The organism is Pseudarthrobacter sp. PvP004, from assembly GCF_017876035.1.
Lineage (GTDB): Bacteria > Actinomycetota > Actinomycetes > Actinomycetales > Micrococcaceae > Arthrobacter > Arthrobacter aurescens_A.
Genome location: NZ_JAGINL010000001.1, coordinates 2,821,340 through 2,847,087 on the forward strand (window position 1 = coordinate 2,821,340; position 25,748 = coordinate 2,847,087).

Consider the following 25,748-nt stretch of genomic DNA (forward strand, 5'->3'; position numbering starts at 1 on the left):
ATGTGAGTTGTTATACAAGCATGTATTACGAGCTTGTGCAACCTGTCACAGTCATCCGGTACAGTGTCGGTAACCCATCTCAAGTGAGGCACCCTTGACCGACAACGCCGTCCAGTTCCTGTCCCGACCCATCGCTACCCAACCGGGGCAACCTTTGCGCGTTGCGGCCTACTCGCGCATCGCCGAAGCGATTCGGACCAAGATCCTGCCGCCAGGTTCCTTGCTCCCCACGGAGACAGAGCTAGGCATCATGATGGATGTCAGCCGTACCGTGATCCGGGAAGCGCTGATGTTGCTCGAAGAAGACGGCCTCACCCGGGCACGCCGCGGAGTTGGCCGCTTTGTAGCCGATTCGCTGCCCCGCATCGGCATCGAACACATCCGCCCCTTCGATCAACTTCTTGGCGGACCGGACCAGGACATCCAGGTCAAGCGGGTAGCTGCCATCAAACAGCCAGCGTCGGAATTCGTGGCCCCGGGCATCGGCGTGCAGCCCGAAGAGGACGTCTGGTTCTGGGAGAGCGTGCTCATCCGGAACGGCGAGCCTGTGGCCCACCTCCAGGAAAACGTCTCGCAGGCAACCCCTGAAGCCGAGGCCCTGGCCGAAGCTGCGGAGGCTCCCACGCTTCCCGCGTCAACACTCCTGGAAGTTCTCAGCGGACTGCCCGGCGCAACCCTTGGCCCCGGCGAATGCCAGATCAGCCTCAGCACCGCCGGACCCAGCCGCGCAAAGTTGCTGGGACTCCGCCCCTCCGATCCCGTGTTGGTCCTCACCCAATACGTCCGCCGGAACGGTTCCCCGTTCTATCTGGCCAAATGCCTCGTGGCCGCCAAAGCCGGGCATCTCTCCGTTATCCAGTCCTCCTGACCCTCCCCGAGCTGATTCCCCGAAAAGGACCTTTCATGAGCACGTCCCTGCAGCCTTCTGCGCCCATTTCGTCCCTCACACTCACGGTGATGGGCAGCATCAACCTCGATATCACCGCCACAGCAAACCGTCTCCCCTCGCCGGGCGAAACCGTGGGCGGAGGCGTTCTCCGTCAGCAGCCCGGCGGCAAGGGCGCCAATCAGGCCGTCGCCGCGGCCCGGCTCGCGGGAAGCTCCCGCATGGTGGGGGCCGTGGGCCACGACGAAGCGGGACAGAACCTGCTCAGCGCGATGGCGGCCGCCGGCGTCGACGTCCAAGACGTTTCCCGGGCAGATGCTGCCACAGGAACGGCGCTGGTGCTGGTAGACGGTGAGGGCGAGAACCAGATTGTGGTGTGCCCGGGCGCCAACGGTGCAGTGAACGTGGACGGTGTCACTTTCGACGATGACGAGGCCGTCCTGTGCCAACTCGAAGTGGACCAGCACGTGGTGCTTGAAGCCGCCCGCCGGGCCAAGGGATTCTTCGCACTGAATGCGGCCCCCGCGATGCCCCTCATCCCGGAGTTGCTGGATCGCTGCGACCTGGTAATCGTGAATGAGACCGAGTATGAACTCATCCCGGCACTCCGCCACGCACCATTGGTGGCCGTGACCTACGGCGGCGAGGGTTCGGCGATCTTCGTCGACGGCGAACGGGTGGCCGAGGCTCCGGCGGTGCGGGTCACCGAGATTGCCAACACGATCGGAGCCGGGGATGCTTTCTGTGCAGCATTGGTCTTGGCGCTCCGGTCAGGGTTGGAATACTCGCATGCTTTGGCAGCGGCGAATGCCGTGGGCGCGGATGCTGTCCGTGATGCTTCGTCCCAGCCTGCACTGAAGCCGTTGGAACACTACATTGAGGCGACGCGGTCTTCTCTTGCGGCAGGTTCGGCCGCCACCAAGTAGTCGGCCCAGCGCTTCAAGGCGGTCTCGACAGGAGGGTGGTGCAATCCGCCAGCCTCCGCCAAGGCGACCGCGGCCGCCGTCGGATATCGATCTTCAGACAGGAACGACAATGTTTCCGGGTCTGCCCCAGTCAGTTTTGCGGGCAGTTTCTTCAGCAGGGCGCTAGGGATTTTGAACCATGGGACCCGGACATTGAGGTGCTTCCCGAGCATCCCCAGTAGCTCCGGCAACGGCGGCGTGGCGTCGTCGAGTACCCAGTAGGAGGCATTTTCCGCTTCGGGCTTGTTTGGGACCAGCGCCATAAAGGAGGCCAGATAATCGGCTGTGACCACTGGGACGAACGTGCGCTGATTGCCAGGCAGCACGGGCAGCTTTCCACGGAAGAGATCCAGCACGGTGGTGGCGAGGCCCAACACTTGCCCGGACTCACCATTGATGGAATCCCCGATCACGGTGGCCGGGTTGACCATGGTGAATGGAACGCCCAGCGAACGCGCGGTTGCTTGCACTACGGCGTCAGACTCCACCTTGGACCCCTCGTAGGCGCCCAGGCGTTTGTAGTCTTTGGCGCGGCGGGAGTCATCCCATGGCCCCTCGGCAGGGTCCTGGCCCCCCACCCGGTAACCGGACAGATGCACCACCCTGGTCACCGCCGGCAGCTTCGCGGCAAAGCGAACCACGCGCTCGGCGCTGGTCACGTTCGCGGCATAGGCAGCCTCGGCAGTCATTCCGAACGCAAATGCGCCAGCGACGTTATGGACTTCGGTCACGGACTTGAAAGCGTTCGACGCCGGATCCTGGCCGAGGTCGTCCAGACTGAAGTCCACCAGGACGAAAGTTGGGCGCCCGCCCGCGTCGTGCTTCGCCAGCCACTCCGCCAGTCGTTGAGAGGAATGTTCCGTGCGCACGGCAGCTGTGACAGTCACGCCCCGCTGCAATAATTCGCGGACCAGCCATTTTCCGATGTGGCCCGTGGCGCCGAATACCAGAGCGTGGCGGGAGCTCATGCGTTCGCCTCGCTGTGAACTGCCTTCAACAACATTTTGAGCGTCCCGGCAGCTGCGTCCAGAGGCTGGGTGGACTTGTAGGCGCGGGACAGAATGAGGGAGCCCTCCACCAGGCAGATCATCGACGTCGCCAAAGGTTGCGCCTGCTCTTTCTTGAGCCCGAACGTAGAAAGGTAGCTGGACACTGCACTGACCCAGGCGTCATACACCTGGCCGCATGCCTCCCGGAGCGGCTCGTTCTCAGACCCTGCGTCCAAGGCAACGGATGAGACAGGACAACCGGCTTGGTAATCACTGGCTTCCAGAATGCCCCTGAGTTCGGCGACCAGTGCGTCTACCGCGGCGCTGGGCGAGGAGGCCGTTGTGGTCGCCGTGCCGATTAGCTCAGCGAACTGATCGCCGGCCAGCCCCACAGCGGCGATCCCGAGTTCGGTTTTCCCCTCCGGGAAATGAAAGTACAGGGAGCCCTTCGGGGCCCCGGATCGTGCCAGCACCGTGTTGAGCCCCGTTCCGTGGTAGCCGTGAAGCTGGATGAGCTCGAGCATGGAGTCCACTAAGCGCTGCCGGGTTGCGAGTCCTTTGGGATACGAAGAAGCCATGGCTAAATAATAGACCAGTCTATATATTTATTTCAAGCCGACAGCTTGGTCGCTAGTCGATAATCCGGAAGTCGTCGAACTCCCCCGTTGCGTCGGAAACCTGGAAATCAACGTTCTCAACCCGGCCCGGCGCCCGCGACGAGTGAAGCCACTTCACGATGCTGTCCACGTCGGCCGCTGAGCCTTCGGCCACCAGTTCAACGGAACCGTCCGCGCTGTTGCGTACCGTCCCTTTCAGCAGGAGTTCATCCGCTTTCCGGGCAGTCCAATAGCGAAAACCCACGCCCTGGACCACGCCGGTGATAAGGGCTGTGAGGCGGAGGGTTTCGTCAGTCATGGAACCACCTTAACCAGACCCGCCCTCGTCCGTCCCGCTCACCGTACAACGGGTCGCGGGACGAACAAGGGCGGGTTCCGAGCCAGGGAGCTTAGCCGACCACGATGTCCCGCGTCGTGTGGCTGTACGTGATGGTGACGGGGCCGCCGTCGTGGTTCAACTCATGGTTGGCTCCGTCACGGGCACCGAACGCACCATAGTTCTCATCCCAAGAACGGTTCAGCGCAATCTTGTACGTGTAGAAACCGGCGGGCAGTTCAGCCGTCAGCGTCCACACCTGGACGATTGGGTTGAACTCCATCTGGGCTTCGTCGTACTGCGGCGCCCAGTCCTCGGGTGCTCCAAGGATCTTGTTGAAGTCACCGGCGATCGCGACGGCGTCCGGCTGCGGCACAGTCTCGACGGCGGATGCCGCCGCTGCTTTCGCCGGCGCCTTGCGGGTGGACTTCTTCGCAGCAGGGGCAGCCCCCGCGGAGGAAGCCTTGGCTGTTGCAGCCTTGGCCTTCGGCGCGGAGACCTTGGCCGCAGCGACCTTCGGCTCAGCTACGTCGGCAGCCGCAACCTTGGGCGCGGAGACCTTCTTCGTGGCAGTCCGCTTGGTAGCAGCTGCCTTCTTGGCGTGGGGCTTCGCGGGCGGGGCCGTCGGAACGGCGACGTCGGCAGGTACCGGCGTTCCGGCGTCGAGCGCTGCTCCGAAAGCGGCCGCGTCCGGGAACGCGACCGTCGCACGCAGGCCGTCCTCCGGAATGGTCCAGCCCGAACGTCCCTTGACCAACCATCCGGACTTGACCAGCTTGGCCGATGCCGACGTCAGGGTCTTGTGGCCGCGAGGGATGCCTCCACTGAGAAGTTCAGCCTCGTGGTCATTGAAAGGTACTCGGACGATCGCTTCGGCCAGCACCTCGCCGGCGTTCAGCGTTGCCCCGGACCATACGTTTTCGGCGAGGATGTCCAGGACGGCCTTCAGACGAAGGTTGGTGTTCTCGGCGGTGTTCGCGCCCATGCTTCTCCTTCAACGGTGGATACTCCCTAGCAGTTTGCCAATGAATTGTTAATTCCCGCGACTGCAGAAGGTAAACACCGTGTGTCGTGACCGAGTGTGACATCCCGGACGCCGCAAGTGATTTACGGGTATCGGCTGCAGTGCTTTAGGCGGGCGTTACGGAGGCCTTGACCCACTCCGTGACCTCGTCCAGCAGCACTGCTTTCCGGGCGTCACTGGCAAAGGAGGAACGGATGGAGTTGGCAGCCAAGGTGGCCTGCTCCGGAACCGAGAACTCCAGGACCTTGACCAGTTGCTCGAAGTTGTCGTCCACGTAGCCGCCAAAGTAAGCGGGGTCATCCGAGTTCACGCAAACGTTCAGCCCAATCGCCAACATCTCGGGCAAGGGGTGGTCAGCCAGCTTATCCACCGCGCGGAGCCGGACATTGGAGAGCGGGCAGACAGTCAAGGGAACCTGTTCAGCGACGAGCCGTTGCACCACATCCGTGTCTTCCATGCAGCGGATGCCGTGATCGATCCGTTCGACGTGAAGCACATCCAGTGCCTCGGTGATGTAGGAGGCCGGTCCTTCTTCGCCCGCGTGAGCGATCCTCCGCAAACCGGCTTCAGCGGCGCGCTGGTACAGTCGCTCAAATTTCGACGGCGGATTGCCCACCTCTGCGGAGTCCAAGCCGATGCCGGCGATCGGCGCGTGCATGGCCAGGAGCTGGTCCAGCACCTCAAGCGCCGAATCCTCGGACATGTCGCGCAGGAACGCAGCGATGAGGAGAGTGGAGACGCCAAAGTCTTCTTCGGACGTGGCCAAGGCGTTAGCCACACCATTGACGCAGGTCTCCAGCGCCACACCCCGGGATGTGTGCGCCTGCGGGTCCATCATGATTTCCGCATGGCGCACTCCCCCGGCAGCGGCCCGCTCCAGATACGCACGCGTCATGTCAGTGAAATCCTGCTCGGTCTGCAGGACGGCCATATTGGCGTAGTAGAGGTCCAGGAAAGACTGCAGGTCAGTGAACTCGTACTTTTCCCGGAGTTCCTCAATGTCTTCGTACGGCAGTTCGATGCCGTTTCGTTCGGCCAGGGCAAAGATCAGCTCTGGCTGGAGAGTCCCTTCGATGTGCAGGTGCAGTTCGGCAACCGGAGGCGCCGTTGAGGTAGTTTTCTCGCCAAAAGTTTCCACCCGACAACTCTAGGCCCCAACACCGGTACGTGTCCCGGAGCACTCAACTTGGTTCTCACGCCCTGCACCCTCAAACTGAAAGGATGCAGACTTTCCTCCCTTTCGCCGATTTCCGTGAGAGTGCCGCGGCGCTCGACACTTCAAGGCTCGGCAAACAGCGCGTCGAAGCCCTCCAGGTTCTCCGCGCGTTGGTGATCCCGGAGTACGGTTGGCAGTCGCACCCCGCCGTGCGCATGTGGATGGGCCACGTCCCTGCCCTCACCATGTACGGCCTGGCCATGGCTGACGAATGGATTGCGCGCGGACACCCGGACAACACCCGCACCAACATCACGGAGTTCGCGCCGCAGGCAGCCCACCCTGATTACGCATCCAGGATCGTCATGCCGCCGTGGCTTGGACACGAGGACCTGCACCTCAGCCACCGTTCCAAGCTGATCAGCAAGGATCCCAAGCACTACGCCCAGCTCTTCCCGGGCACCGAGGAAAAGCTGGAGTACGTGTGGCCGGAACCGAATCACGAGTTCCACCCGGAAGACCCCGAGGATGACAGCCTGTGGATCCTCCGTGCAGCCGTTGAGGATCTCCGACCGGAGCAGCTCACCACAGTCGCCATGCCGCCGCACGGCAAAGCCCGGGCCGCTGCCCCGGCAGACCCCGACGAGTACCAGTTTGTGTACGCCGAGGAGAAGTCCCGCCGCCAGGTCAAGGGTCCCAAGAAGCGGCCCGTCAAGCAGCTTGAAAAGAAGCCCACGCGCAAGCGCCAGGCACAGGAGCAGGCGTTCAACACCCTGCCGGGCAAGACCGAGCTCGCCGTGCCGTTCGACGGTGGGCAGACCTTCGCCGTCGGCCTCATCCACGGCCGACCCATCACTGTTGACGGCCGGTTCGCGCGCAATTTCGAGGTCACCAAGGTGATCAAGCGCTCCGACTTCGACTACCCGGCCCTGCTGCAGGATCCCCGGGTCTTCTTCCCGGTGCCGACGCCTCTGCAGTAGCGGTACCTTTCACCAACTCACGACGACGGCAGCCAGGTTCAGTTTGTACGGAACCGGGCTGCCGTCGTCGTTGTTTGCTGTTTACGGGGTTGCTCTGTGAGACGGTGGTGTCACGCACCTAACCGGGGAGGGCCATGGATTTCCAGCACGTCATCGAAGAAGTCGGCCGGTACATGGACTTCGCGGGGGTGGCCGTCATGGTGATCGGAGCCCTGATTTCGGTTCCCCTGGCCCTCCGCGGATACCAGCCTAAGCGGGCTCGCGGGCTCGCCCCGTTTTCTCCGTACCGCTCTTACCGGCAGTTGCTGGGCAGGTCCATTCTTTTGGGGCTCGAGCTCCTTGTGGCCGCCGACATCATCAGAACCGTGGCCGTCACCCCCACTTTTGAAAGCGTCGGAGTCCTGGCCATCATCGTGCTGATCCGCACGTTCCTCAGCTTCTCCCTCGAGCTGGAAATTACGGGCCGCTGGCCGTGGCAGAAGGAAAAGGACTCATGACTCAGCCGTGGTCCCCGGACATTCTTGGCGAAGGCTTCGAGCAACAAACGCTGACGCTCGACGGCGGTGCTGTGGCCACCTTGGTGCGGTACCTCGGCACCGCCCCGGAGTGGCCGGAGGCCGTGGACGGCATTCCGGACCCCGCAGGAATCGACGCCGACGTTCTGTATGTCCACGGCTGGTCGGACTACTTCTTCCAACGGCACGTAGCCGAGTTCTGGCATCGGGCCGGCGCCCGCTTCTACGCCTTGGACCTGCATAACTACGGCCGCAGCCTCGGTCCTGGCCTCGTGCCTGGCTTCGTCACCAACCTGGCGGACTACGACGCCGACATCGCAGCAGCGCTGTCCGCCATGGGCCGCTCCGGAGATGCCGGCCAAGACCGGCCGCTCATTCTGTTGGGCCACTCCACCGGTGGACTCACCCTCAGCCTGTGGGCGTCCCGCCACCCAGGCATCGCATCGGCCTTGATCCTCAACAGCCCCTGGCTGGAATTTCAGGCTACCGAGCTCGGCAGGCGGGCGATCGCACCCTTGGTAGGGCTGCACGCCCGGCTCCACCCCTTGGCACCACTGCCGCCAGTAGATCCGGGAATCTACACCCGGGCCGTATCAGCCACCCTTGACGGTGAGTGGGACTACAACCTCGAGTGGCGGCCCGACCGGGGATTCCCCATCACTCCGGCATTCCTTGACGCCGTGTTCCGCGGCCAGGCGACCGTCGCAGCCGGTTTGGGCATCGATGTTCCGGTACTCGTGCTGCTCTCGGACAAGAGCTACCTCCAGCCAAAATGGTCGGCCGACGCGCTCACTGCTGACGTTGCACTCAATGTCGACGCCGTGGCCCACCGCTCGTTGTCCTTGGCCGATACCGTCACCGTGAGCCGGTTGCCGAACGCGTTCCACGACATCTTCCTCTCACCGGAACCGGTCAGGCGACAAGCTTTCGAGCGTATCGGGCGCTGGCTACCCATGGCGTTGCAGCCCTCGAACGCCGAGGTGTGGGAAGCCAGGACCGCGGGTTTGTAGGCCACACCTTATTTACCCAGTCCGGCCCTTCGCAGCGCTTCAGCCATTGCTGTGTTGGCGGGAGCGGCCGGAGCCTGCTGGGGCTTGCCTTGGCGCGCGCCGCCCTGACGCCGATCACCCTGCCCCTGCCCCTGACGCGGCGAACCCTGGCCCGGCTGGCCCGAACGCTGGCCGCCGCCACGCGGACCCGGCTGACCAGCAGCACGCTCGCCAGCACCCTGGCCGCCCGAAACACGTCCACCCGAGGTGCGCCCACCAGCAGCGCCTGGTTCGTCGTCGAGCCTCAATGTCAGGGAGATGCGCTTGCGTTCGGGGTCGGCCTCCAACACTTTGACCCGTACTACTTGGCCGGACTTCACGATCTCGCGCGGATCCGAGACGAACTTGTTGGATAGTGCCGACACGTGGACCAGGCCGTCCTGGTGCACTCCGACATCAACGAACGCACCGAAGGCGGCCACATTGGTAACAGTGCCTTCCAGGATCATGCCGGGCTTGAGGTCGGAGATCTTCTCGATGCCCTCGGAGAACGACGCCGCCTTGAAAGCAGGACGGGGGTCGCGGCCGGGCTTCTCCAGTTCGGACATGATGTCCTTGACCGTTGGCAGGCCGAACGTGCCATCCACGAAAGCCTGCGGATCCAATGCCGTGGCGGGACCGCCACCGGCTGCGACCAGGATCTTTCGAGCCACAGAATACGCTTCAGGGTGCACGCTGGAGGCATCCAACGGTTCCGCTCCCCCGGTGATCCGGAGGAAGCCTGCGCACTGCTCGAACGCCTTGGCACCGAGCCGGGGCACCTTCTTGAGGTCGCTGCGCTTCGCGAACGGCCCATTCTCGTTCCTGTAAGCCACGATGTTCTCGCTCAGCAGCGGCCCGACGCCGGCCACTCGACTGAGCAGCGCCGGGGATGCTGTGTTCACGTCCACGCCCACGGCGTTCACGCAGTCTTCCACTACGGCATCCAATGAGCGGTCGAGCTTCGCGGCGGTGACGTCGTGCTGGTACTGCCCCACGCCGATGGACTTGGGTTCGATTTTTACCAGCTCTGCCAAGGGGTCCTGCAGGCGACGCGCAATGGAGACAGCACCACGCAGCGAAACATCCATGCCCGGGAGCTCGGATGCGGCCAGTGCGGACGCGGAGTACACCGAAGCTCCAGCCTCGGAAACAACAAGCTTCTGGATGCCCTTGGAGCCGGTGGCTTCGAGGGACTTGATGAGCTCAGTGGCCAGTTTGTCCGTCTCGCGCGACGCCGTTCCGTTGCCGATCGCCACCAACTCCACGTTGTACTGCTTGGCCAGCCGGCCGAGGGTGGCCAATGCTTCGTCCCACTTCTTCGCAGGGGCGTGGGGGTAGATGGTGTCCGTGGTGACAACCTTGCCGGTGCCGTCCACCACCGCCACCTTGACGCCGGTGCGGAGTCCGGGGTCAAGGCCAAGCGTGGCGCGGTTGCCGGCCGGAGCTGCCAGCAGGACGTCGCGCAGATTGGCCGCAAAGACGCGTACAGCTTCGTCTTCCGCGTCAGCAAACATGCGTCCGCGAAGGTCAGTGGTCAGCCGGTCCAGAATACGGCCCCGCCAGGCGAGCTGGGCAGTTTGCGTCAACCAGGTGTCGGCGGGCCGCCCCTGATTGGTGACCCCCAGGCACTTGGCCACAGCGTTCTCGTAGCGGCCCCGGGCGGCGGCCAGGGCGTCGTCGTCGGCAGGGTCTGCTTCGGCGAGGTCCAGCTCAAGGACGCCGTCCTTTTCACCGCGCAACAGGGCGAGCACGCGATGCGACGGCATGCCGGACGGCACCTGCGTGAACTCGAAGTAGTCCTTGAACTTCTGGCCCTCGGTCTCCATGCCCTTCTTGACGCGGGACACCATCCGCCCCTGCTTCCACAGGCGTTCGCGGAGGTCCTCGGCGAGGTCAGCGTCCTGCCCGACGCGCTCCACCAGGATGGCACGGGCCCCTGCGAGCGCCGCGGCGGCGTCGTCGATGGAGTGCTCGGCGTTCAGGTATTTGGCGGCTTCGGTGGCGGGGTCCAGGTGCGGATTGGCGAGCAGGACATCGGCCAGTGGTTCCAGCCCGGCTTCGCGGGCGATCTGGGCCTTGGTGCGGCGCTTGGATTTGAAGGGGAGGTAGATGTCCTCAAGGCGCGCCTTGGTATCGGCCCCGACGACGGCGGCTTCCAGTTCCGGGGTCAGCTTGCCTTGGGCGGCAATCGCCTCCAGGACGGATTTGCGTCGTTCTTCCAGCTCACGCAGATATCTGAGGCGTTCCTCAAGGTCGCGGAGCTGGGTGTCATCGAGCGTCCCGGTGACTTCCTTACGGTAGCGGGCGATGAACGGAACGGTGGATCCGGCGTCGAGCAGTTCCACCGCGGCTTTGACTTGCCAGGTCTTGACGCCGAGTTCTTCGGCGATCAGGGCATGGATGGCGGAGTCAGCTGACTGGTGTTGGAGATTTGAAGTCACCATGACAGTTTGCCTCACATGGCCGACAGTTTCAGAGGCAGGTCCCGGAAGGCCTATCCCGGCGGCCATGTTAGTGCTGTAGTTGGACCATGCAGGAACTGCTCATCATCCTTCGGGACGGGTTTGTTTCCGATGACGTGACAGTGACCGTCAACGGCAAGGAAGCCGTGTCGGAGAGGGATGTGTCCACCAAGGCCCTGTTGGGGATGGCCGACGAACTGACAGTTGAGCTGCCAGCCAAAGGCGCCACAGTGGGCGTTGAGGTCAGCAGCCGAAAACTTAGCGCCACGAGGAAGCTCGCGGGGAAACCCAAGAGCCTGCTGGTCTCCATCGAAGACGGCGAACTCGTGCTGCGTGAAGGAACGGGCCGCGAGGCGTTCCTCTAGGGGATGCCTCGCGGCGGCTGGCGTGGGTTGTCAGTGCGACATGCGCTCCTTGGCTGAAATGTGCTCCACCATTTCGCCGAGACGCTGTTCGGCGTAGTGGTTGCGCGCAATATCGCCCTGGCTGATGATGCCTACCAACTTGTGATCGCTGATGACAGGCAGGCGGCGCACCTGATGTTCCTCCATCATGGTGACGGCTTCGTCAACGTTGGCATCGGCGTCCACCCAGTACGGCTTACCGGTAGCGAGTTCGCTGGCGCGGACTTCCCTTGCATCCTTGCCTTCAGCCAAACACTTGACCACGATGTCGCGGTCGGTGATGAAGCCGGTGAGCTTGCCGTCGTGGCCGCAGATGGGAAGCGAACCGCAGTCCATATCCCTCATCAGCCTGGCGGCTTCCTGAAGAGTCTTATCCTCTTCGATGCACTGGGCATTGGTTGTCATGAATTCACGTACGGCACTCATGGGTCCTCCTTCATCGATTGGGGTTATCGACGCAGGGCCTCTCGGCACCGACGCCGATGATGCCAGCCTACGCTCGGCGGGTATCGGTGGCTAGGCGGTTTCGGCCCCTTTCGGGAGTCCATTTCAGTGTTATTCGGCGATATCTTCAGCCCACAATTCGGGGTGTTCCTCTTGGAAAGTACGCATCATGTCCACACACCGGGGGTCGTCCAGCACCACGACCTCCACGCCACGTGAACGCAGGAGATCGAATTCACCGGGGAAAGTTTCGGCCTCTCCAACCACTACCCGCGGGATCTTGAACTGGATGATGGTTCCCGTGCACATGGCACATGGCGCCAAGGTGGTGTAGAGCGTGGTGTCGCGGTAGCTTGTCTGACGCCCGGCAGCCCTCAGCGCGGACATTTCCCCGTGCGCGATCGGATCCCCATGCTGTACTCGTTCATTGTGTCCGCTGGCAATGACTTTCCCACCACGGGCCAATGCGGCGCCGATGGGAATGCCGCCCTCGCTGAGGCTCTTTTGTGCGGCTTGGTAGGCGGCTTCGAAAGCGGGGTCCAGGGTGGGGTCTGTTTCAGTCATGAGGGCAGTCTAAAGTGGCTGCGATCCATATTGTCTGCGCCGTATATTGTCAGAGCCCGCTGATAGCTTGGCTGCAAGGGTTTATTCACGGCATGGAGAGGTAGGTGGGTCGCGGTGTTCTTTCTCGATCCTGAGATTGCGGGCGCCCCGCAGGACCTGGTGTTCTCGGCCAGCGACCTCGTTATCGCTGCCACGTGCGAGTACCAGTTACTCCGGAAACTCGACGAAAAACTGGGCCGCACGCCAAAGCCTGCTTTCGCAACGGATGCCATGTTGGAGCGCACCGCCAAGCTCGGCGACGTCCACGAACATCGGGTCCTTGATGACTACGTGGCTGAGTTCGGGCCGTGGAATGCGGCTACCAGGAAAGGCGTTTACGACGTCGTCCCCGCCACAGCGATGGACCGCGCCACTCTTTCGGCCAAGCACGCGGAATCCATCGACGCCCTGCGCTCCGGAGCGGACGTCGTCTTCCAAGCCGCTTTCTTCGACGGCCAGTTTCATGGCCGCTCCGACTTCCTGGTGAAGCGCCCCGGCGGGCAGTACGCCGTCTTCGACACCAAGCTCGCACGGCACGCCAAGGTCACTGCCCTCCTGCAGTTGGCCGCCTATGGCGATCAACTCATCCGCGCGGGGGTTACCCCGGACCCCACGGTCACCTTGGTGTTGGGCAACCGGGTCCACAGCGACCACCCCCTCGCGCAGATCCTTCCCGTTTTCAAGGAGCGCCGGGAACGCTTCCTTGGCATGACCGAGGCGCACGTTTCAGGGGCCGTACCCGTGGCATGGGGCGACTCCCGGTACTCCGCGTGCGGCCGCTGTGATTATTGCTCTGAGCAGGTCCGGTTGCATCGGGATCTCCTCATGGTGGCGGGTATGCGGGTCAGCCGGCGCAAGAAGCTGATCGAAGCCGGGGTCACCACCATTGATGAACTGGCTGCCCTCCCTGCAGCGGGCGATGCCACGTTGCTGCGGCTCCGTGAGCAGGCCCGGCTGCAGACCGGCACTGGCACCCCTGACGGCACGGTCAAGTACACGGATAAAACCGGAGAAACCAAGGCCATCAGTTACAACGTGCTGCCGGACAACACCTTGGGCAGACTACCTGCTCCGGACCCTGGCGACATCTTCTTCGACTTCGAAGGCGATCCCCTGTGGCAGGATCCTGTCACAGGAAAGTGGGGTCTCGAGTACCTGTTCGGTGTCATCGAAAATCCTGTGGAACCAGGGGCTGACCCCGTGTTCCGGCCCTTCTGGGCGCACTCCCGGGCCGAGGAGGGACAGGCTTTTGTGGACTTCCTGGACTATGTGGCCAAGCGGCGCGCCAGCTATCCCGGCATGCACATCTACCATTACGCCGCGTATGAGAAGACGGCCCTGAGGAACCTTTCCTTGACACATGTGGTGGGCGAATCCGCCGTCGACGACCTCCTGCGCCAAGGCGTCCTGGTGGACCTTTACGACACCGTCCGCCACAGCATCCGGATCTCCGAGAACTCGTACAGCATCAAGAAACTTGAACCGCTGTATATGGGGCAGCACCTGAGGTCAGGTGACGTGACCGACGCCGGCGCTTCCGTTGTTGCCTACGCTGACTACTGCACTGCCCGGGACATCGGGAACTCCGACCAAGCAGCTGTGATCCTCGAAGGTATCCGGGACTACAACGAGTATGACTGTCTCTCCACGCTGGAACTGCGCAACTGGCTCCTTGCCCGTGCCGCGGAGCGCTCCATCGTTACAGGTGGCGCGGACGAAGCGCCCCCAGCAGATACCGAATCGGATAACACCGAACCGGATCAGTATGAGGCGGCACCGGAAGAGAAAGCACTATTCGACTACCTCGCCGGATTGCCCGAGGACGAGAGAGCCACTCCCGATTCCCGAGCTATCGGCATCGTCGCCGCAGGCGTCGGGTATCACCGTCGCGAGGACAAGCAGCACTGGTGGGGACACTTCGACCGTTTGGAAAAACCAACCTCCCAGTGGCCTGACGAGCGCGACCTCTTCGTTGTCGACCACGCCGAACTGCTGCAGGACTGGGCAAAACCGACACCTCGGAGCAACCCTGCGCGGCTCGTGAAACTCTATGGCCGGTCCGGTGACGGCGCCGGGCTGGAACCCGGCAAGAAATACTTCCGCATGTACGGCCCTCCCCTGCCGGACTCGCTCCAAGCGAAGGAATCCGCCGCGCTTGGCCGTGCAGGCTGGAACGGAACTTTGGTCACTGAGGTGGGGGACGACGAGGACTTCGAAACAGTCACCATCGCCGAAGGCCTTCGCAATGACTCCACAGAGTTCAGCCAATTGCCCATGGCGCTTACTCCGGATCCGCCCATTGCCACCAACGGGCAGCGGGCTGCCCTCGCGGCGTTGGCCACAAAGCTCAGTGCCTCGCTACCTTTGTGGCCCCGGGACTGTTCCTTGGATCTGGTGCGCAGGCAGCCACCAAAGCTTCGCTCACTGCCGGCTCTGCCCTCGGTCAACGCCGGACCGGATGGGTACATTGATGCCATCACAGCTGCAGTGGAGGACCTGGACAACTCCTATCTGGCCGTCCAAGGACCTCCGGGCAGCGGCAAGACGTACGTCGGCTCGCACGTGATCGCCCGTCTCGTCGCAGCCGGCTGGAAAGTTGGCGTCGTGGCCCAATCGCATGCGGTAGTGGAGAACATGCTCTGCGCTGCGGTGGACAAAGCTGGAGTGGATCCCAGACGCGTGGCTAAGGAAGTCAAACACGACGACCCCGTGCCGTGGACCCAGTGCGCCAAAGGTGATGTGGAAGAGCTGTTGTCCAAACCAGGTGGAGCCCTCATCGGCGGCACTGCCTGGACCATGGTGGGCAGCTCGGTTCCGGCGGGCTCGCTGGATCTCCTGGTCATCGACGAGGCAGGACAGTTCTCGTTGGCCAACACTATGGCCGTGAGCCGCGCAGCCAAGCGGCTTCTGCTTCTCGGGGATCCCCAGCAACTGCCTCAGGTCACCCAAGGCAAGCACCCCGAACCAGTGGACGAATCGGCTCTGGGCTGGTTGTCAGATGGTTTCAACACCTTGCCTGCCGAACTGGGCTACTTCTTGGCACTCTCGTGGCGAATGCATCCTGAGTTATGCAGCGCAGTTTCAGAACTTTCCTACGACAACAGGCTTGAGGCAGCACCCGCAGCCAAAGAACGCCACTTGGACGGTGCCGCGCCCGGTATCTCCTGCGTTTACGTCCCGCACACCGGCAACTCCACATCCTCACCTGAGGAAGCCGCGGAGGTTGTCCGGCAGGTCCAAGCTCACGTTGGCCTCAGCTGGATCGACCCGTCACAGCCCGCTGAAACACAGCCCAATGAAACACAGCCCACTGAAACACTGCCCGCTGAAGGCCGGCCCTTGGAGGAGACCGACATCCTGGTGGTCGCCGCGTACAACGCCCAGGTTCAGCTGATCAAACACCATCTTCGTGGCGCCGGATTGGGCAAGGTCCGTGTGGGTACCGTGGACAAGTTCCAAGGCCAGGAAGCTCCCGTGGTCATCGTATCCATGGCAGCGTCTGCAGCCGGAGAGGTACCACGCGGCATGGAGTTCCTGCTGTCCCGGAACCGGATCAACGTGGCGGTGTCGCGCGGTCAGTGGCGTGCCGTCGTGGTTCGTTCACCCGAACTGACCAACTACCTGCCGACTCATCCCGAGGGTCTGGAGAACTTGGGCGGCTTCGTGGCCCTCTGCCAGCGGAGTTTTTGTACAGCTAACGCCCTCTAGAAGGCGTCTTAAGGGCATCTGCTGTACAAAAACTCAGGGCTTCGTCGAGGACCCGTCCGAAGTTGGCGGCGTCGTGGGCAAACCGGCCGAGGAAAAGCCCGGACACCCCGTCCAGCTGCGGCAACAGTCCAGGTTTGGCGGAGCCCCCGTAGATGACAGGAATCCCGGCCAATCCGTGCTGGGCCAACGATTCGCGCAGGGCAGCCACCACGCGGGAAACATACTCGGCCGAGGCAGGCTCAGGAGCACCGATCGCCCACACAGGTTCATACGCAATCACCAGTTGGGAGGCGACCGACCAGTCGCCCGAAACGGCTGCCTTGATGTGCAAAAACACCATGGCTGCAGCCGCCTCGGGTTCGAGGACTTCGGTCTCCCCCACGCACAGCAGCGGCGTCAGTCCGGCGTCGACGGCGGCACTCATCTTGAGCGCAATCATCGCCTCATCTTCACCGAAGTAGCGGCGTCGTTCTGCGTGGCCGATCTCCACGAGTCCAACGCCGAGCTCAGCAAGCATGGAGGGTGACACCTCGCCGGTCCACGGCCCGTCGGACCATCCACAGTTTTGCGCGCCCAGGACCAGCGGCGTTCCGGCAAGGAGCCGCGCTGCCTCAGGTAATACCGGAAAGGACGGGATCACAAACGGGACCACCCGCCCGGCCGCGAGGGCCGGACGGGCGTCCACTTCAGCCACCAGCTGTTCCACCCATTCCAGGCTATGCGCGTAGCCCATGTACATCTTGGTGCTGACACCAATGAACACGGTGTCAGGAGCAGGTAGCATCACGGTTTACTTCCCCAACAGTTCGTCAGCCTTGTTGCTGAAGCGCTTGGTGCCGAACATCAGGAGAGCAGCAAGGAACGGCAGCACCCCCAGCGCGTAAACACCCATGGTGCCGGTGTCGGAGGCCGTGACCTCATTGACCGTGGTGCGAAGGATCGGGGCGACGAACCCACCCAGGTTGCCCAGCGAGTTGATCAGACCGATACCCGCAGCGGCGGCAGTGCCGGTAAGGAACGCCGTCGGATACGACCAACAAATGGGACCTGTGGACAGGAAGCTGCACACCGCCAGCGTGATGAAGATGATCCCGAGTGCCGGCAGCTGGTTGGCGCCGGCCCATGCGGACCCGAAGATGCAGAGGCCGGTGGAGATGAACAATGCAGTACCCCAACGGCGGCGGCGTTCCACCGTGTTGGCGGCTTTGCCGATGAAGTAGCAAGCGAAGATGCCAAAGAACCACGGGATCGCGGCCAGGAGTCCGACGGCGATGCCCACCTTTTGGCCGGTCAGCTGTGCCACCTGCTGTGGCAGGTAGAACGTGACACCGTAGACCGCAACCTGCAGGCAGAAGTAGATGACAGTGAAGTACCAGACCCGGCCGTTGCGCATGGATGCCAGGACACCGCGTGGACCCGTTTCTTCCTTGACGGTGTCTTCGAGCGCCATGACGTCGGACAGGGCCCGTTTCTCCTCCTTGGTAAGGAATTTGGCATCCTGGGGGCTGTTGATGAGGAAGAAGTACGCCGCGATGCCGGCCAGGACTGCGAGCATGCCTTCTACGAAGAACATGACCTGCCAGCCTGCGACGCCCGGAACCTGGTCGCCGATGTTGATGAGCCAGCCGGACAGCGGTGCACCCATCATCTGTGAGAACGGCTGGGCCAGGTAGAAGATGGCGAACATCTTCACGCGGACCTTGTTGGGGAACCACGCCGCCAGGAACATGATGACGCCCGGGAACAGGCCGGCCTCGGTGACGCCCAGCAGGAATCGAAGGATGATGAAGGATGTCTCACCCTGGACGAAAGCGAAGCAGGCCGAAACGATGCCCCACGTAATGGCGATGCGGGCGAGCCACACCTTCGCACCAAATTTGGTCAGCAACAGGTTGCTGGGGATCTCGAACAGGGCGTAGCCGATGAAGAAGATACCGGCGCCCAGCGCGTAAGCACCTGCGGTGATGCCCTTGTCCACTTCAAGTGCGGCTTCGGCGAAACCAACGTTGGTGCGGTCCAGGAAGGCCACGACGTACAGGATGACAAGCATTGGCATGAGCCGCCGCGATGCTTTGGAGATCGCCGATTTGAGGACCGGCGTGTCCAGCAACTCCTTGGTGGAATTGGTGGCAACAGACATTGAAACTCCTCTTTGAGTGACAGGAAATGACTAATGCAGCCGCGATCAGCGCGGGAAGAAAATGAGCACCATGCCCACTGCGCAGGCAAGGATGCCCACGGCAAGGTAGATCTTGCGTTCTCTTGACCAGGTCTTCATGGACGAGCCCTAGTGCATGTACAGTCCGCCATCCACATTCAGCGTTTGCCCGGAAATGTATCCGGAGTCCTCGCTGATGAGGAAAGCGATGGCGGCTGCGATGTCCCGGGTGGAGCCCACACGGTTCACTACAAGGTCCTTGGTGAGCTCATCTTTGCGTTCCTGGCTCAGCGTTCCGCCCATGATGTCGGTGTCGATGGGCCCGGGAGAGATGGCGTTGACGGTGATGTCGTACTCGCCAAGTTCGCGTGCCGTGGCGCGGGTCAATCCAATGACGCCTGCTTTGGCTACGGAGTACGGGGTTTTGGAGAACGTGCCGCCGCCGCGTTGGGCGGAAACGGAGGAGATGTTCACGATCCGCCCGATGCGGTTCTTGACCATGGACTCGGCCACACGGCGGGTGGCGTAGTGGACTCCGTTGAGGTTGATGTTCAGGACGCGGTCCCACTCGGCGGGTTCGAGTTCCAGGTAGCCAACGGGTGAGCTGACGCCGGCAACGTTGGCCAGCGCGACGATCTGCGGCAGCTCAGCCTCCAGCTCGTCGATGGCTGCGCGGACTTCGGCTTCGCTGGCTACGTTGGCGCCCACACCGTGGGCCTGCACACCATATTCTGCGGCGATTTCCTTTGCTGCGATCTTGCAGGCGGCGTCATCAAGATCGATGATGCCGATGTTCCAGCCTTGCGCGGCCAGGTAGTTGACGGTGGCTCGGCCGATGCCGCGTTCGGAAACGGCGCCGGTGACAATCGCAGTGCGTTCTACGGGGAAAGTCATGTGTTTTCTCCTGAAAGTCTTAGTTGATGGGGGCCGGGCCGAGCTCTTCAATGAGCTTCTGCATGGCGACGTAGGCCTTGTTGCGGTAGGCGATGAGTTCCGGAGTGCGCTCGGCGGGAACGTTGAGGAAGCCGGCGCCGGTCTTGGTGCCGAGCTTGCCTGCTTCCACGAGGTCCGAGAGGATCTTCGGCGTCGCGAAGCGTTCCGGGAATCCGGTCTGCAGCGACTTGTAGCAGAAGTTATAGACGTCCAAACCGGCCATATCCGCGATGGCGAACGGACCAAAGAACGGCAAGCGGAAGCCGAACGTCGTACGCACCAGGGTGTCGACGTCGTCCGCTGTTGCGATTCCCTGCTCCACCAGCTGGGCTGCCTCGTGGAAAAGCGCGTATTGCAGGCGGTTCAGCACGAAGCCGGTGACGTCCTTGACGACGGCGGTCTGCTTGCCTGCAGCGTGCACCAGCTCGCGCGACACGGCCACGGTTGCCGCAGAAGTTTCAGCGTGAGGGATGATCTCGACGCCCGGAATGAATGGCGACGGGTTGGAGAAGTGCACGCCGAGGAAGCGCTCCGGATTGGTGACGGCCTCGGCAAGGGCAGCGATGGAGATGGTGGACGTGTTGGAGCCGATCACGGCGTCCGGGCGGGCTGCGGCGCTGATCCGGGCCAAGGACTGATGTTTGATTTCCAGCACCTCCGGAACGCACTCCTCAATGAAGTCCGCATCCGATACGGCTTCTTCGATGTCCTTGGCTGCCCATAGGTTCTGCTTCAGGATCTCGGTGGCACCTTCAGGGAAAAGCCCATCCGCGATGAACTGGTCCGACTCCACCAGCAGGCGGTCGAAGTTCTTCTGCGCTACCTCGGCAGAAACATCGGCAAGCGCAACACGCGCGCCACCGAGCGCCAGCACCTGGGCGATGCCGCCGCCCATGTATCCGGACCCGACGACGGCGATCTTCCGGGCTGCGTTGCTCGGGTTTCCTTCGGTTGTTTCGGAAATTGTCATGGTCAGACTGCCTTCGTGTAGTCGGGCTCGTACGAGCAGATGGCGTCCACCTTGGCGGCGGAGGATGAGTTTTGATCGAAGCGGTGGTCGAGCCACTCCCCTACGAGCTTTTTGGCCAGTTCCAAGCCAATTACTCGCTGGCCCAGCGTCAGGACCTGGGCATTGTTGCTTAGGACGGACCGTTCCACGGAGTAGCTGTCGTGGGCGGTAACCGCGCGGATTCCGGGGACCTTGTTGGCGGCAATCGCAACGCCCAATCCCGTGCCGCAGATCAGCAAGGCCCGGTCAGCTTCGCCGTCAGCCACCTTGCGGGCGGCATCGACGGCGACGTGCGGGTAGGCCGTGGAGTCGTTGAAGCCAACGCCGACGTCCGTCACGGAAGCCACGCGCGGGTCCGCTTCCAGCAGGGCAAGGAGCGCCTGCTTGTACTCGACACCGGCTTCATCGTTGCCGACGACGATGCGCCAGCCGTGGTTGTTGCTCATGATTGGGCTCCGTTTCCGGCCGCTGCCGCTGAAGAAGCGGTGGCCAGTTGTGAATCGATAAATTGCGAGATCCTGGCGGCGATCAACCCAAAGGACACCGCACCCGGATCAGGGTGCCCGATGCTCTTTTCCGCGAGGGGTCGCGCCCGGCCCTTGAGCGGCCGGAGTTCAGCTGTCTTCGCTGCAGCGGACTCGGCTGCAGCGGCGGCAACTGCCAGGGCCCGGTCAACGGGAGTACCGCCGTCGAGCTCTGTGAGGAAGGTGTCCCGGAACGGCAGGAGCGCGTCCACCATGGTCTTGTCCCCGGGATCCGCTTTGCCGAGTTCGGTGATGGCCCGCACGAAGGCGTCCACAGCGGCGGCCGCGTCCTCCGAGGTGTAGCTTTCACGGTTTCCGAGCGACTGCCCGGCCGCGATGACTGCCGAACCCCACAGCGCCCCGGACGTCCCACCGGCCCGCTCGCTCCAAGCTTCCCCGGCTGCTGTCAGAACGCGCGCAACGGAAGCACCTTCGGCGCCTTCGCTTGCGGCGGCTGCAGCATCTACGCCGCGCCGCATGCCGATGCCGTGGTCACCATCGCCGGCGATCGCGTCCAGCTTGCCGAGTTCCTCTTCATGTTCGACGACGACGTCCCGCACCTGGGCGAGGATGGCCACGGCCTGCCGCCCGAGTTCAGCCGCTGCCGGGGTGGGCTGCTCGACGTCGGCGGTTTCGGCGTCGTCGATTGCTGCCTCGGCGCGTGGCGCGCGGGGCGCCATGCTGCCCTTGCGGAACGCCGGGGTGTCAGCCGGTGCAGCCCAGTACTGCTCAAGTTCATCGTCCAACCACAGCAATGTCAGGGAGAGCCCGGACATGTCCAGGCTGGTCACCAGCTCACCGCACTCGGGCTCCACCACGGTGAGGCCCGCAGCCGTCAGTAGTTTCTCGATCTTGCCGAACAGGAGGAAGAGTTCGTCATACTTCACCGTGCCAAGGCCGTTGACGATAGCCACCACGCGGTCCGCGGCGTCCTCAGGTTTGTCCGCGAGCAGCTTGGTGACCAGCAGCTCCGCCAGCTCGGATGCGGTGGGCATCGGGTGCTCGGAAATTCCGGGTTCGCCGTGAATCCCCAGGCCCAATGACATCTGCCCTGCAGGAACATGGAACAGCGGATCCTTGGCGCCGGGAAGCGTGCAGCCGTCAAAGGCAACACCCAGCGACCGAGTCCGGTAGTTGGTCTTGATGGCCAGACGCTCGACGGCGTCAAGGTCCAGTCCCGCTTCGGCGGCGGCGCCGGCAATCTTGAAAACGGTGAGGTCCCCCGCGATGCCGCGGCGCTTCTCGAGCTGCTCGATCGGAGCGCTCGCGATGTCGTCCGTGACGGTGACAGTGCGGGTTTCGATGCCCTCAGCGTTGAGCCGGAGCTGCGCCTGGCCGAAGTGCAACACGTCGCCGGCGTAGTTGCCGTAGCTGAGCAGCACTCCACCACCGGCGTTGGCCGCCTTCGCTACACGGTAAACCTGGCCGGCCGCCGGGGAGGCGAACATGTTGCCGCACGCCGAACCCGTTGCAAGGCCTGGGCCTACCAGCCCGGCGAAGGCCGGGTAGTGTCCCGAGCCGCCACCAACCACCAGGGCAACCTGGCCGGAGGGGACTTCCGTGGAGCGGACCACACCGCCGTCAACGCGTGCGACGTAGCCACGGTTGGCAGCCACGAAGCCGTCCAGCGCGTCATCGGCAAAGTCTGCCGGGTTGTCGAAAATCTGTGTCATTTCCTAGACTCCTGCGAGCTGCGTTGCCGGTACTTGGCGCCCCTGGGCTACCTGGCTCTGGCCGAGCTCATAGCCGTCGGTCTTGGGCAGGACGTGCCGGCGGAGGTAGTCCTGGTTGCTTGCCGTGACGCTGAGGCCATCGCCGCCGTAGTGCTCGGTGCAAAGAATGCCTTGGAAGCCGACGGAAACCGCAAACTTGAAGGCCTCGCGGTAGTTGATAAGGCCGCTTTCCATGGGCGCCGGCATGGTGATGTAGCTGTCCCGGGCCACGTCTTCGTCCCGGATGTAGTTCTTCATGTGCCAGTAGTTGGAGTACGGCAGGGTCTTTGCCACCATCTCGCGCCAGTCCTCGATGGGCCGGTGCAAACGGATCAGGTTGCCAAGGTCCGGGTTCAGGCCAACGTTGTCCAAGCCGATGTCCTGGACCAGTTGCACTGAGGAGTCAGCGGTTCCGAGGTACGTGTCTTCGTACATTTCCAGGGAGAGGAGGACGCCGGCCTCGGCCGCATGCTTCCCAAGTTCCCGGATGCGGGAGACGGCGTTGCCCCACGCTTCCTTGTCCCCCACCGGGTCCTTGTAACCCTCGACGGTCCAGAACCACAGCTGCTTCTGCTGCTCAGGGGTGATGGCCTGGTGAAGTCCGAAGGACACTACTTCACATCCCAGCTCCGCAGCGGCGTCGATGGTGCGGTGGCTGTAGGCGAGGTTGTCCGCCCAGTCCGTGGCATGGATGACGCTGCGGCGGATGGCGGAGATCACCGGCACGCCAATGCCCACTTCATCAGCGGTCTGCTTGAATTCGGCAAGTCGTTCCTTGCTGAGGTCGCCCGGGCGAACCCAGCTATCGGTGAGGTCTGCGTTAGCGAAACCGGCATCCTTGACTTCCTGGAGGACGGCGGCCCAAACGGAAGCATCGGCGTCGTTGACCTGCTGCCCTGCAGCATCCGTGCCGGGGAACTGCAGGAGGGCCGCGGTGATGGGCCAATTCTCGGCGGTGTACGCCATGATGATCACTCCTTCGTAGAATCCTGTTTCCTATAGGATTTACGAACGATGGAACACTGTCAACCCTTTTGCGAAACTTCCTAGATCCTATATGTCTTACATATGTGAAGTGAAGAGGGTCACTTTGGCTGTCGACGTGGGCGCGGGGCGCACCACTTGACGCCAAACGCCCCCGTAACCACTGGTGCGCACAGCGGAAACGGGTGCGGCTCAGGAGGAGTGCCGGGCCTAATCCTCCGGCGCGTCTGCCATCGCTCGGCCGCGCACCTTCTGGACGTGATCCACCATCATGGAAGCGGCCCTTTCCGGGTCCCCGCTGATCATGGCGTCCAGGACGGCCTGGTGCTCAGCGATCGCTTGCTCGGCGTCGGTGATGCCCACTCCCCCAAACAGTCGGAAGCGTTGGATCTGCCCGCCCAGCGTGTTGTAGGCGGCTAGCAGAAATTGGTTGCTGGCTTGCGCGGCGATGAGTTGGTGGAAGCGCTCATCGGCTTCCAGGTAACTGCGGTACTCCGCAAACGACCCCCCACGGGGAGCAGTTTTCAGGTCCTCCACAGCTTGCTTCAGAGCGTCAAGACCGTCGGGGGTCATCCGCGAACAGGCCAATCGGGCGTTGACCGGCTCAATGGACAACCGGGCCTCCATGAGTTCGGCGAAGTCTTCGCGGGTGAACACGGGTGCCACACGGTAGCCCTTTAGCGCCACACGCCGCACCATTCCCGTGTGCTCCAAACGGGCCAACGCTTCCCGCACCGGCGTCGGCGAAACGTCGAGTTCGCGAGCCATCCCGTCGATGCTCACCGCTGCCCCGGGCTCCAACCGACCATCCATGAGCCACTCGAGGAGGGCTTCGTATACATGGTCGGCCAGCACTTGGCGGCTGACAGGAAAGCCAGCGCGGGCAACGGACGGGGAAGGTTCAGCCATGGCACAAATCCTATAGGAACGCACGCACCGGGCGAGGCAGCGGTCCTGTCACATTCCCCAACTATCTAGCATGTGTGGTTGTTATCAAGGCTCAGAACAACCACTAGTGCCAGACAGTTGGGCGAGCACGGGTTAAACCACGACGTCGGCGCCCAGGCGGGTGCCGACGTCGTGGTCTATCTTGGGGTGCTGCGCTTTAGTTCGAGTAGAACGGGTAGTCCGTGTAGCCCTCGGCGCCGTCTGCGTAGAAGGTGGAGGCGTCCGGCTCGTTGAGCGGCAGGCTTTCACGCCAGCGGCGGGCGAGGTCCGGGTTGGCAATGGCGGGGCGGCCCACCACTACGGCGTCGGCAAGGCCGTCTTCGATGATGGCGAAAGCTTCGTCACGGGTAGTGATTTCGCTGAAGCCGGTGTTCACCAGGAACGTGCCGTTGAAACGCTCGCGGAGACCCTGGACCAAGGCACTCTTGGGGTCATGGTGGAGGATGCTCAGGTAGGCCAGGTTCAGTGGTGCGATGGTATCCACCAAAACCTCGTAGGTTGCGCGGACGTCGGCGGCGTCTGTCTCGGCAATTCCCTGCACATTGTGCTCGGGGGAAATGCGGATGCCTACGCGGTTTGCGCCGAGCGCCTCCACCACGGCGTTGACTGTCTCGATCACGAAGCGGGCCCGGTTCTCCGGGGAGCCGCCGTAGCTGTCAGTGCGCACGTTGGAGTTGGGCGCAAGGAACTCGTGCAACAGGTAGCCGTTGGCGGAGTGAAGCTCAACGCCGTCGAAACCTGCCTCGATGGCGTTCGTGGAGGCGGTGACAATTTCCTGGATAACTCCCGGGAGCTCGTCGGTGCGGAGTTCGCGCGGTACCGGGTAAGCCTGCTTGCCGTTGGGCGTGCGAACTTCACCTTCGATGGCGACGGCGCTGGGGCCGACGATCTCGTGGCCACTGGTGATATCGGCGTGCGAAACGCGCCCGCCGTGCATGATCTGGGCAAAGATGCGTCCGCCCGCAGCGTGAACAGCGTCGGTGACCTTCTTCCAGCCTGCGATTTGCTCCTCCGTGACGAGCCCCGGCTGTCCCGGGTATGACTGGCCGGCGGGCGTGGGATAGGTGCCCTCGCTAACGATCAAGCCGAGGGAAGCCCGCTGCCGATAATGCTCAGCGATCAATGAACCCGGCACCCCGTTCTGACCCGCGCGGAGGCGCGTCAGGGGCGCCATCACCAGTCGGTTGGAAAGTTCAAGCTCGCCGAGGGCCAGAGGGGAAAACAGCATGCGCAGTTCCTTTCAGATTGAATCACGTTCATCCTGCGCAACTGTATGGCGTCTGCAACTATTCCGAAGGAGGCGCAGATCACATGCCAAAGTAGCTGGCAGTAGCGGTAGTTCTGACGCTTCAAAACAACCGCTACTGCCAGTTAGTTGGG

Annotated in this window: 24 protein-coding genes; 7 read left to right on the forward strand and 17 right to left on the reverse strand. The window is 63.0% G+C overall.

All coding sequences use genetic code 11. The features are described 5' to 3' along the window. Nucleotides 1-94: 94 nt before the first annotated feature. A complete protein-coding gene (locus J3A64_RS12635) occupies nt 95-868 on the forward strand; it encodes a GntR family transcriptional regulator (protein ID WP_043805860.1) in 774 nt (257 codons plus the stop codon). A 35-nt stretch (nt 869-903) separates the two neighbouring features. Next, the gene (locus J3A64_RS12640; protein WP_210064453.1) at nt 904-1,812 is read left to right on the forward strand and encodes a ribokinase; all 909 of its coding nucleotides are present in this window, start codon (nt 904-906) and stop codon (nt 1,810-1,812) included. On the opposite strand, the gene J3A64_RS12645 is transcribed toward J3A64_RS12640, so the two are convergent. The 5 genes from J3A64_RS12645 to J3A64_RS12665 form a co-directional block, all read right to left on the reverse strand. Then, nucleotides 1,758-2,819, reverse strand: coding sequence for an SDR family oxidoreductase (locus tag J3A64_RS12645; RefSeq protein WP_210064454.1), 1,062 nt, complete (start codon nt 2,817-2,819; stop codon nt 1,758-1,760). The genes J3A64_RS12640 and J3A64_RS12645 overlap by 55 nt on opposite strands. Continuing rightward, nucleotides 2,816-3,418 carry a TetR/AcrR family transcriptional regulator gene (locus J3A64_RS12650; RefSeq protein ID WP_014920993.1) on the reverse strand — a complete coding sequence of 201 codons (603 nt, stop codon included), beginning with the start codon at nt 3,416-3,418 and terminating at the stop codon, nt 2,816-2,818. The genes J3A64_RS12645 and J3A64_RS12650 overlap by 4 nt, the downstream gene beginning before the upstream one ends. 52 nt (nt 3,419-3,470) lie before the next feature. After that, nucleotides 3,471-3,755 carry an acylphosphatase gene (locus J3A64_RS12655; RefSeq protein ID WP_014920992.1) on the reverse strand — a complete coding sequence of 95 codons (285 nt, stop codon included), beginning with the start codon at nt 3,753-3,755 and terminating at the stop codon, nt 3,471-3,473. Between the two features lie 91 nt (nt 3,756-3,846). Further along, nucleotides 3,847-4,758: a glycosidase gene (locus J3A64_RS12660; RefSeq protein WP_210064455.1), complete on the reverse strand. Its 912-nt coding sequence runs from the start codon at nt 4,756-4,758 to the stop codon at nt 3,847-3,849. A 145-nt stretch (nt 4,759-4,903) separates the two neighbouring features. After that, nucleotides 4,904-5,935 (reverse strand): adenosine deaminase, encoded by a 1,032-nt coding sequence (locus J3A64_RS12665; protein WP_011773852.1) that lies wholly within the window; start codon nt 5,933-5,935, stop codon nt 4,904-4,906. 83 nt (nt 5,936-6,018) lie between these two features. On the opposite strand from J3A64_RS12665, the gene J3A64_RS12670 reads away from it, so the two are divergent. The 3 genes from J3A64_RS12670 to J3A64_RS12680 all read left to right on the forward strand — a co-directional run bounded on the left by J3A64_RS12670 (nt 6,019) and on the right by J3A64_RS12680 (nt 8,458). Beyond that, nucleotides 6,019-6,933 carry an MSMEG_6728 family protein gene (locus J3A64_RS12670; RefSeq protein WP_210064456.1) on the forward strand — a complete coding sequence of 305 codons (915 nt, stop codon included), beginning with the start codon at nt 6,019-6,021 and terminating at the stop codon, nt 6,931-6,933. 134 nt (nt 6,934-7,067) lie between these two features. Then, nucleotides 7,068-7,430, forward strand: a complete 363-nt coding sequence (locus tag J3A64_RS12675) for a DUF1622 domain-containing protein (protein WP_014920991.1) — start codon at nt 7,068-7,070, stop codon at nt 7,428-7,430. Next, nucleotides 7,427-8,458 (forward strand): alpha/beta hydrolase, encoded by a 1,032-nt coding sequence (locus tag J3A64_RS12680; RefSeq protein ID WP_014920990.1) that lies wholly within the window; start codon nt 7,427-7,429, stop codon nt 8,456-8,458. Before J3A64_RS12675 ends, J3A64_RS12680 begins: the two co-directional genes overlap by 4 nt. Before the next feature lie 8 nt (nt 8,459-8,466). Here J3A64_RS12680 and J3A64_RS12685 read toward each other — a convergent pair whose 3' ends face one another. Then, nucleotides 8,467-10,923, reverse strand: a complete 2,457-nt coding sequence (locus J3A64_RS12685; RefSeq protein WP_210064457.1) for a Tex family protein — start codon at nt 10,921-10,923, stop codon at nt 8,467-8,469. 86 nt (nt 10,924-11,009) lie between these two features. Here J3A64_RS12685 and J3A64_RS12690 point away from each other — a divergent pair, with 86 nt between their 5' ends. Then, entirely contained in the window at nt 11,010-11,306 is a 297-nt protein-coding gene (locus tag J3A64_RS12690) for a hypothetical protein (protein WP_011773847.1), read from the forward strand. A gap of 30 nt (nt 11,307-11,336) precedes the next feature. Here J3A64_RS12690 and J3A64_RS12695 read toward each other — a convergent pair whose 3' ends face one another. Beyond that, complete coding sequence (locus tag J3A64_RS12695) at nt 11,337-11,771, reverse strand: CBS domain-containing protein (protein ID WP_011773846.1); 435 nt, start codon at nt 11,769-11,771, stop codon at nt 11,337-11,339. 129 nt (nt 11,772-11,900) lie between these two features. Continuing rightward, a complete protein-coding gene (locus tag J3A64_RS12700) occupies nt 11,901-12,353 on the reverse strand; it encodes a nucleoside deaminase (RefSeq protein WP_014920988.1) in 453 nt (150 codons plus the stop codon). Between the two features lie 114 nt (nt 12,354-12,467). On the opposite strand from J3A64_RS12700, the gene J3A64_RS12705 reads away from it, so the two are divergent. Beyond that, nucleotides 12,468-16,100 carry a TM0106 family RecB-like putative nuclease gene (locus tag J3A64_RS12705; protein WP_210064458.1) on the forward strand — a complete coding sequence of 1,211 codons (3,633 nt, stop codon included), beginning with the start codon at nt 12,468-12,470 and terminating at the stop codon, nt 16,098-16,100. Here J3A64_RS12705 and J3A64_RS12710 read toward each other — a convergent pair. The 9 genes from J3A64_RS12710 to J3A64_RS12750 all read right to left on the reverse strand — a co-directional run bounded on the left by J3A64_RS12710 (nt 16,087) and on the right by J3A64_RS12750 (nt 25,596). After that, nucleotides 16,087-16,884, reverse strand: coding sequence for a triose-phosphate isomerase family protein (locus J3A64_RS12710; RefSeq protein WP_210066144.1), 798 nt, complete (start codon nt 16,882-16,884; stop codon nt 16,087-16,089). The genes J3A64_RS12705 and J3A64_RS12710 overlap by 14 nt on opposite strands. 6 nt (nt 16,885-16,890) lie before the next feature. Further along, the gene (locus tag J3A64_RS12715) at nt 16,891-18,240 is read right to left on the reverse strand and encodes an MFS transporter (RefSeq protein WP_011773842.1); all 1,350 of its coding nucleotides are present in this window, start codon (nt 18,238-18,240) and stop codon (nt 16,891-16,893) included. A gap of 147 nt (nt 18,241-18,387) precedes the next feature. Beyond that, nucleotides 18,388-19,152, reverse strand: coding sequence for an SDR family NAD(P)-dependent oxidoreductase (locus J3A64_RS12720; RefSeq protein ID WP_014920985.1), 765 nt, complete (start codon nt 19,150-19,152; stop codon nt 18,388-18,390). A gap of 19 nt (nt 19,153-19,171) precedes the next feature. After that, nucleotides 19,172-20,161 (reverse strand): 3-hydroxyacyl-CoA dehydrogenase family protein, encoded by a 990-nt coding sequence (locus J3A64_RS12725; RefSeq protein WP_011773839.1) that lies wholly within the window; start codon nt 20,159-20,161, stop codon nt 19,172-19,174. 2 nt (nt 20,162-20,163) lie between these two features. Beyond that, nucleotides 20,164-20,646 carry a ribose-5-phosphate isomerase gene (locus J3A64_RS12730; RefSeq protein ID WP_210064459.1) on the reverse strand — a complete coding sequence of 161 codons (483 nt, stop codon included), beginning with the start codon at nt 20,644-20,646 and terminating at the stop codon, nt 20,164-20,166. Further along, on the reverse strand, nt 20,643-22,397 hold the full coding sequence (gene dhaL / locus J3A64_RS12735; protein ID WP_210064460.1) for a dihydroxyacetone kinase subunit DhaL: 1,755 nt from the start codon (nt 22,395-22,397) through the stop codon (nt 20,643-20,645). The genes J3A64_RS12730 and dhaL overlap by 4 nt, the downstream gene beginning before the upstream one ends. Nucleotides 22,398-22,400: 3 nt before the next feature. Further along, nucleotides 22,401-23,402, reverse strand: a complete 1,002-nt coding sequence (locus tag J3A64_RS12740; RefSeq protein ID WP_210064461.1) for a sugar phosphate isomerase/epimerase — start codon at nt 23,400-23,402, stop codon at nt 22,401-22,403. Between the two features lie 228 nt (nt 23,403-23,630). Next, on the reverse strand, nt 23,631-24,329 hold the full coding sequence (locus tag J3A64_RS12745; RefSeq protein WP_011773835.1) for a GntR family transcriptional regulator: 699 nt from the start codon (nt 24,327-24,329) through the stop codon (nt 23,631-23,633). A gap of 196 nt (nt 24,330-24,525) precedes the next feature. Continuing rightward, complete coding sequence (locus J3A64_RS12750) at nt 24,526-25,596, reverse strand: alkene reductase (protein WP_011773834.1); 1,071 nt, start codon at nt 25,594-25,596, stop codon at nt 24,526-24,528. Between the last annotated feature and the right edge of the window lie 152 nt (nt 25,597-25,748).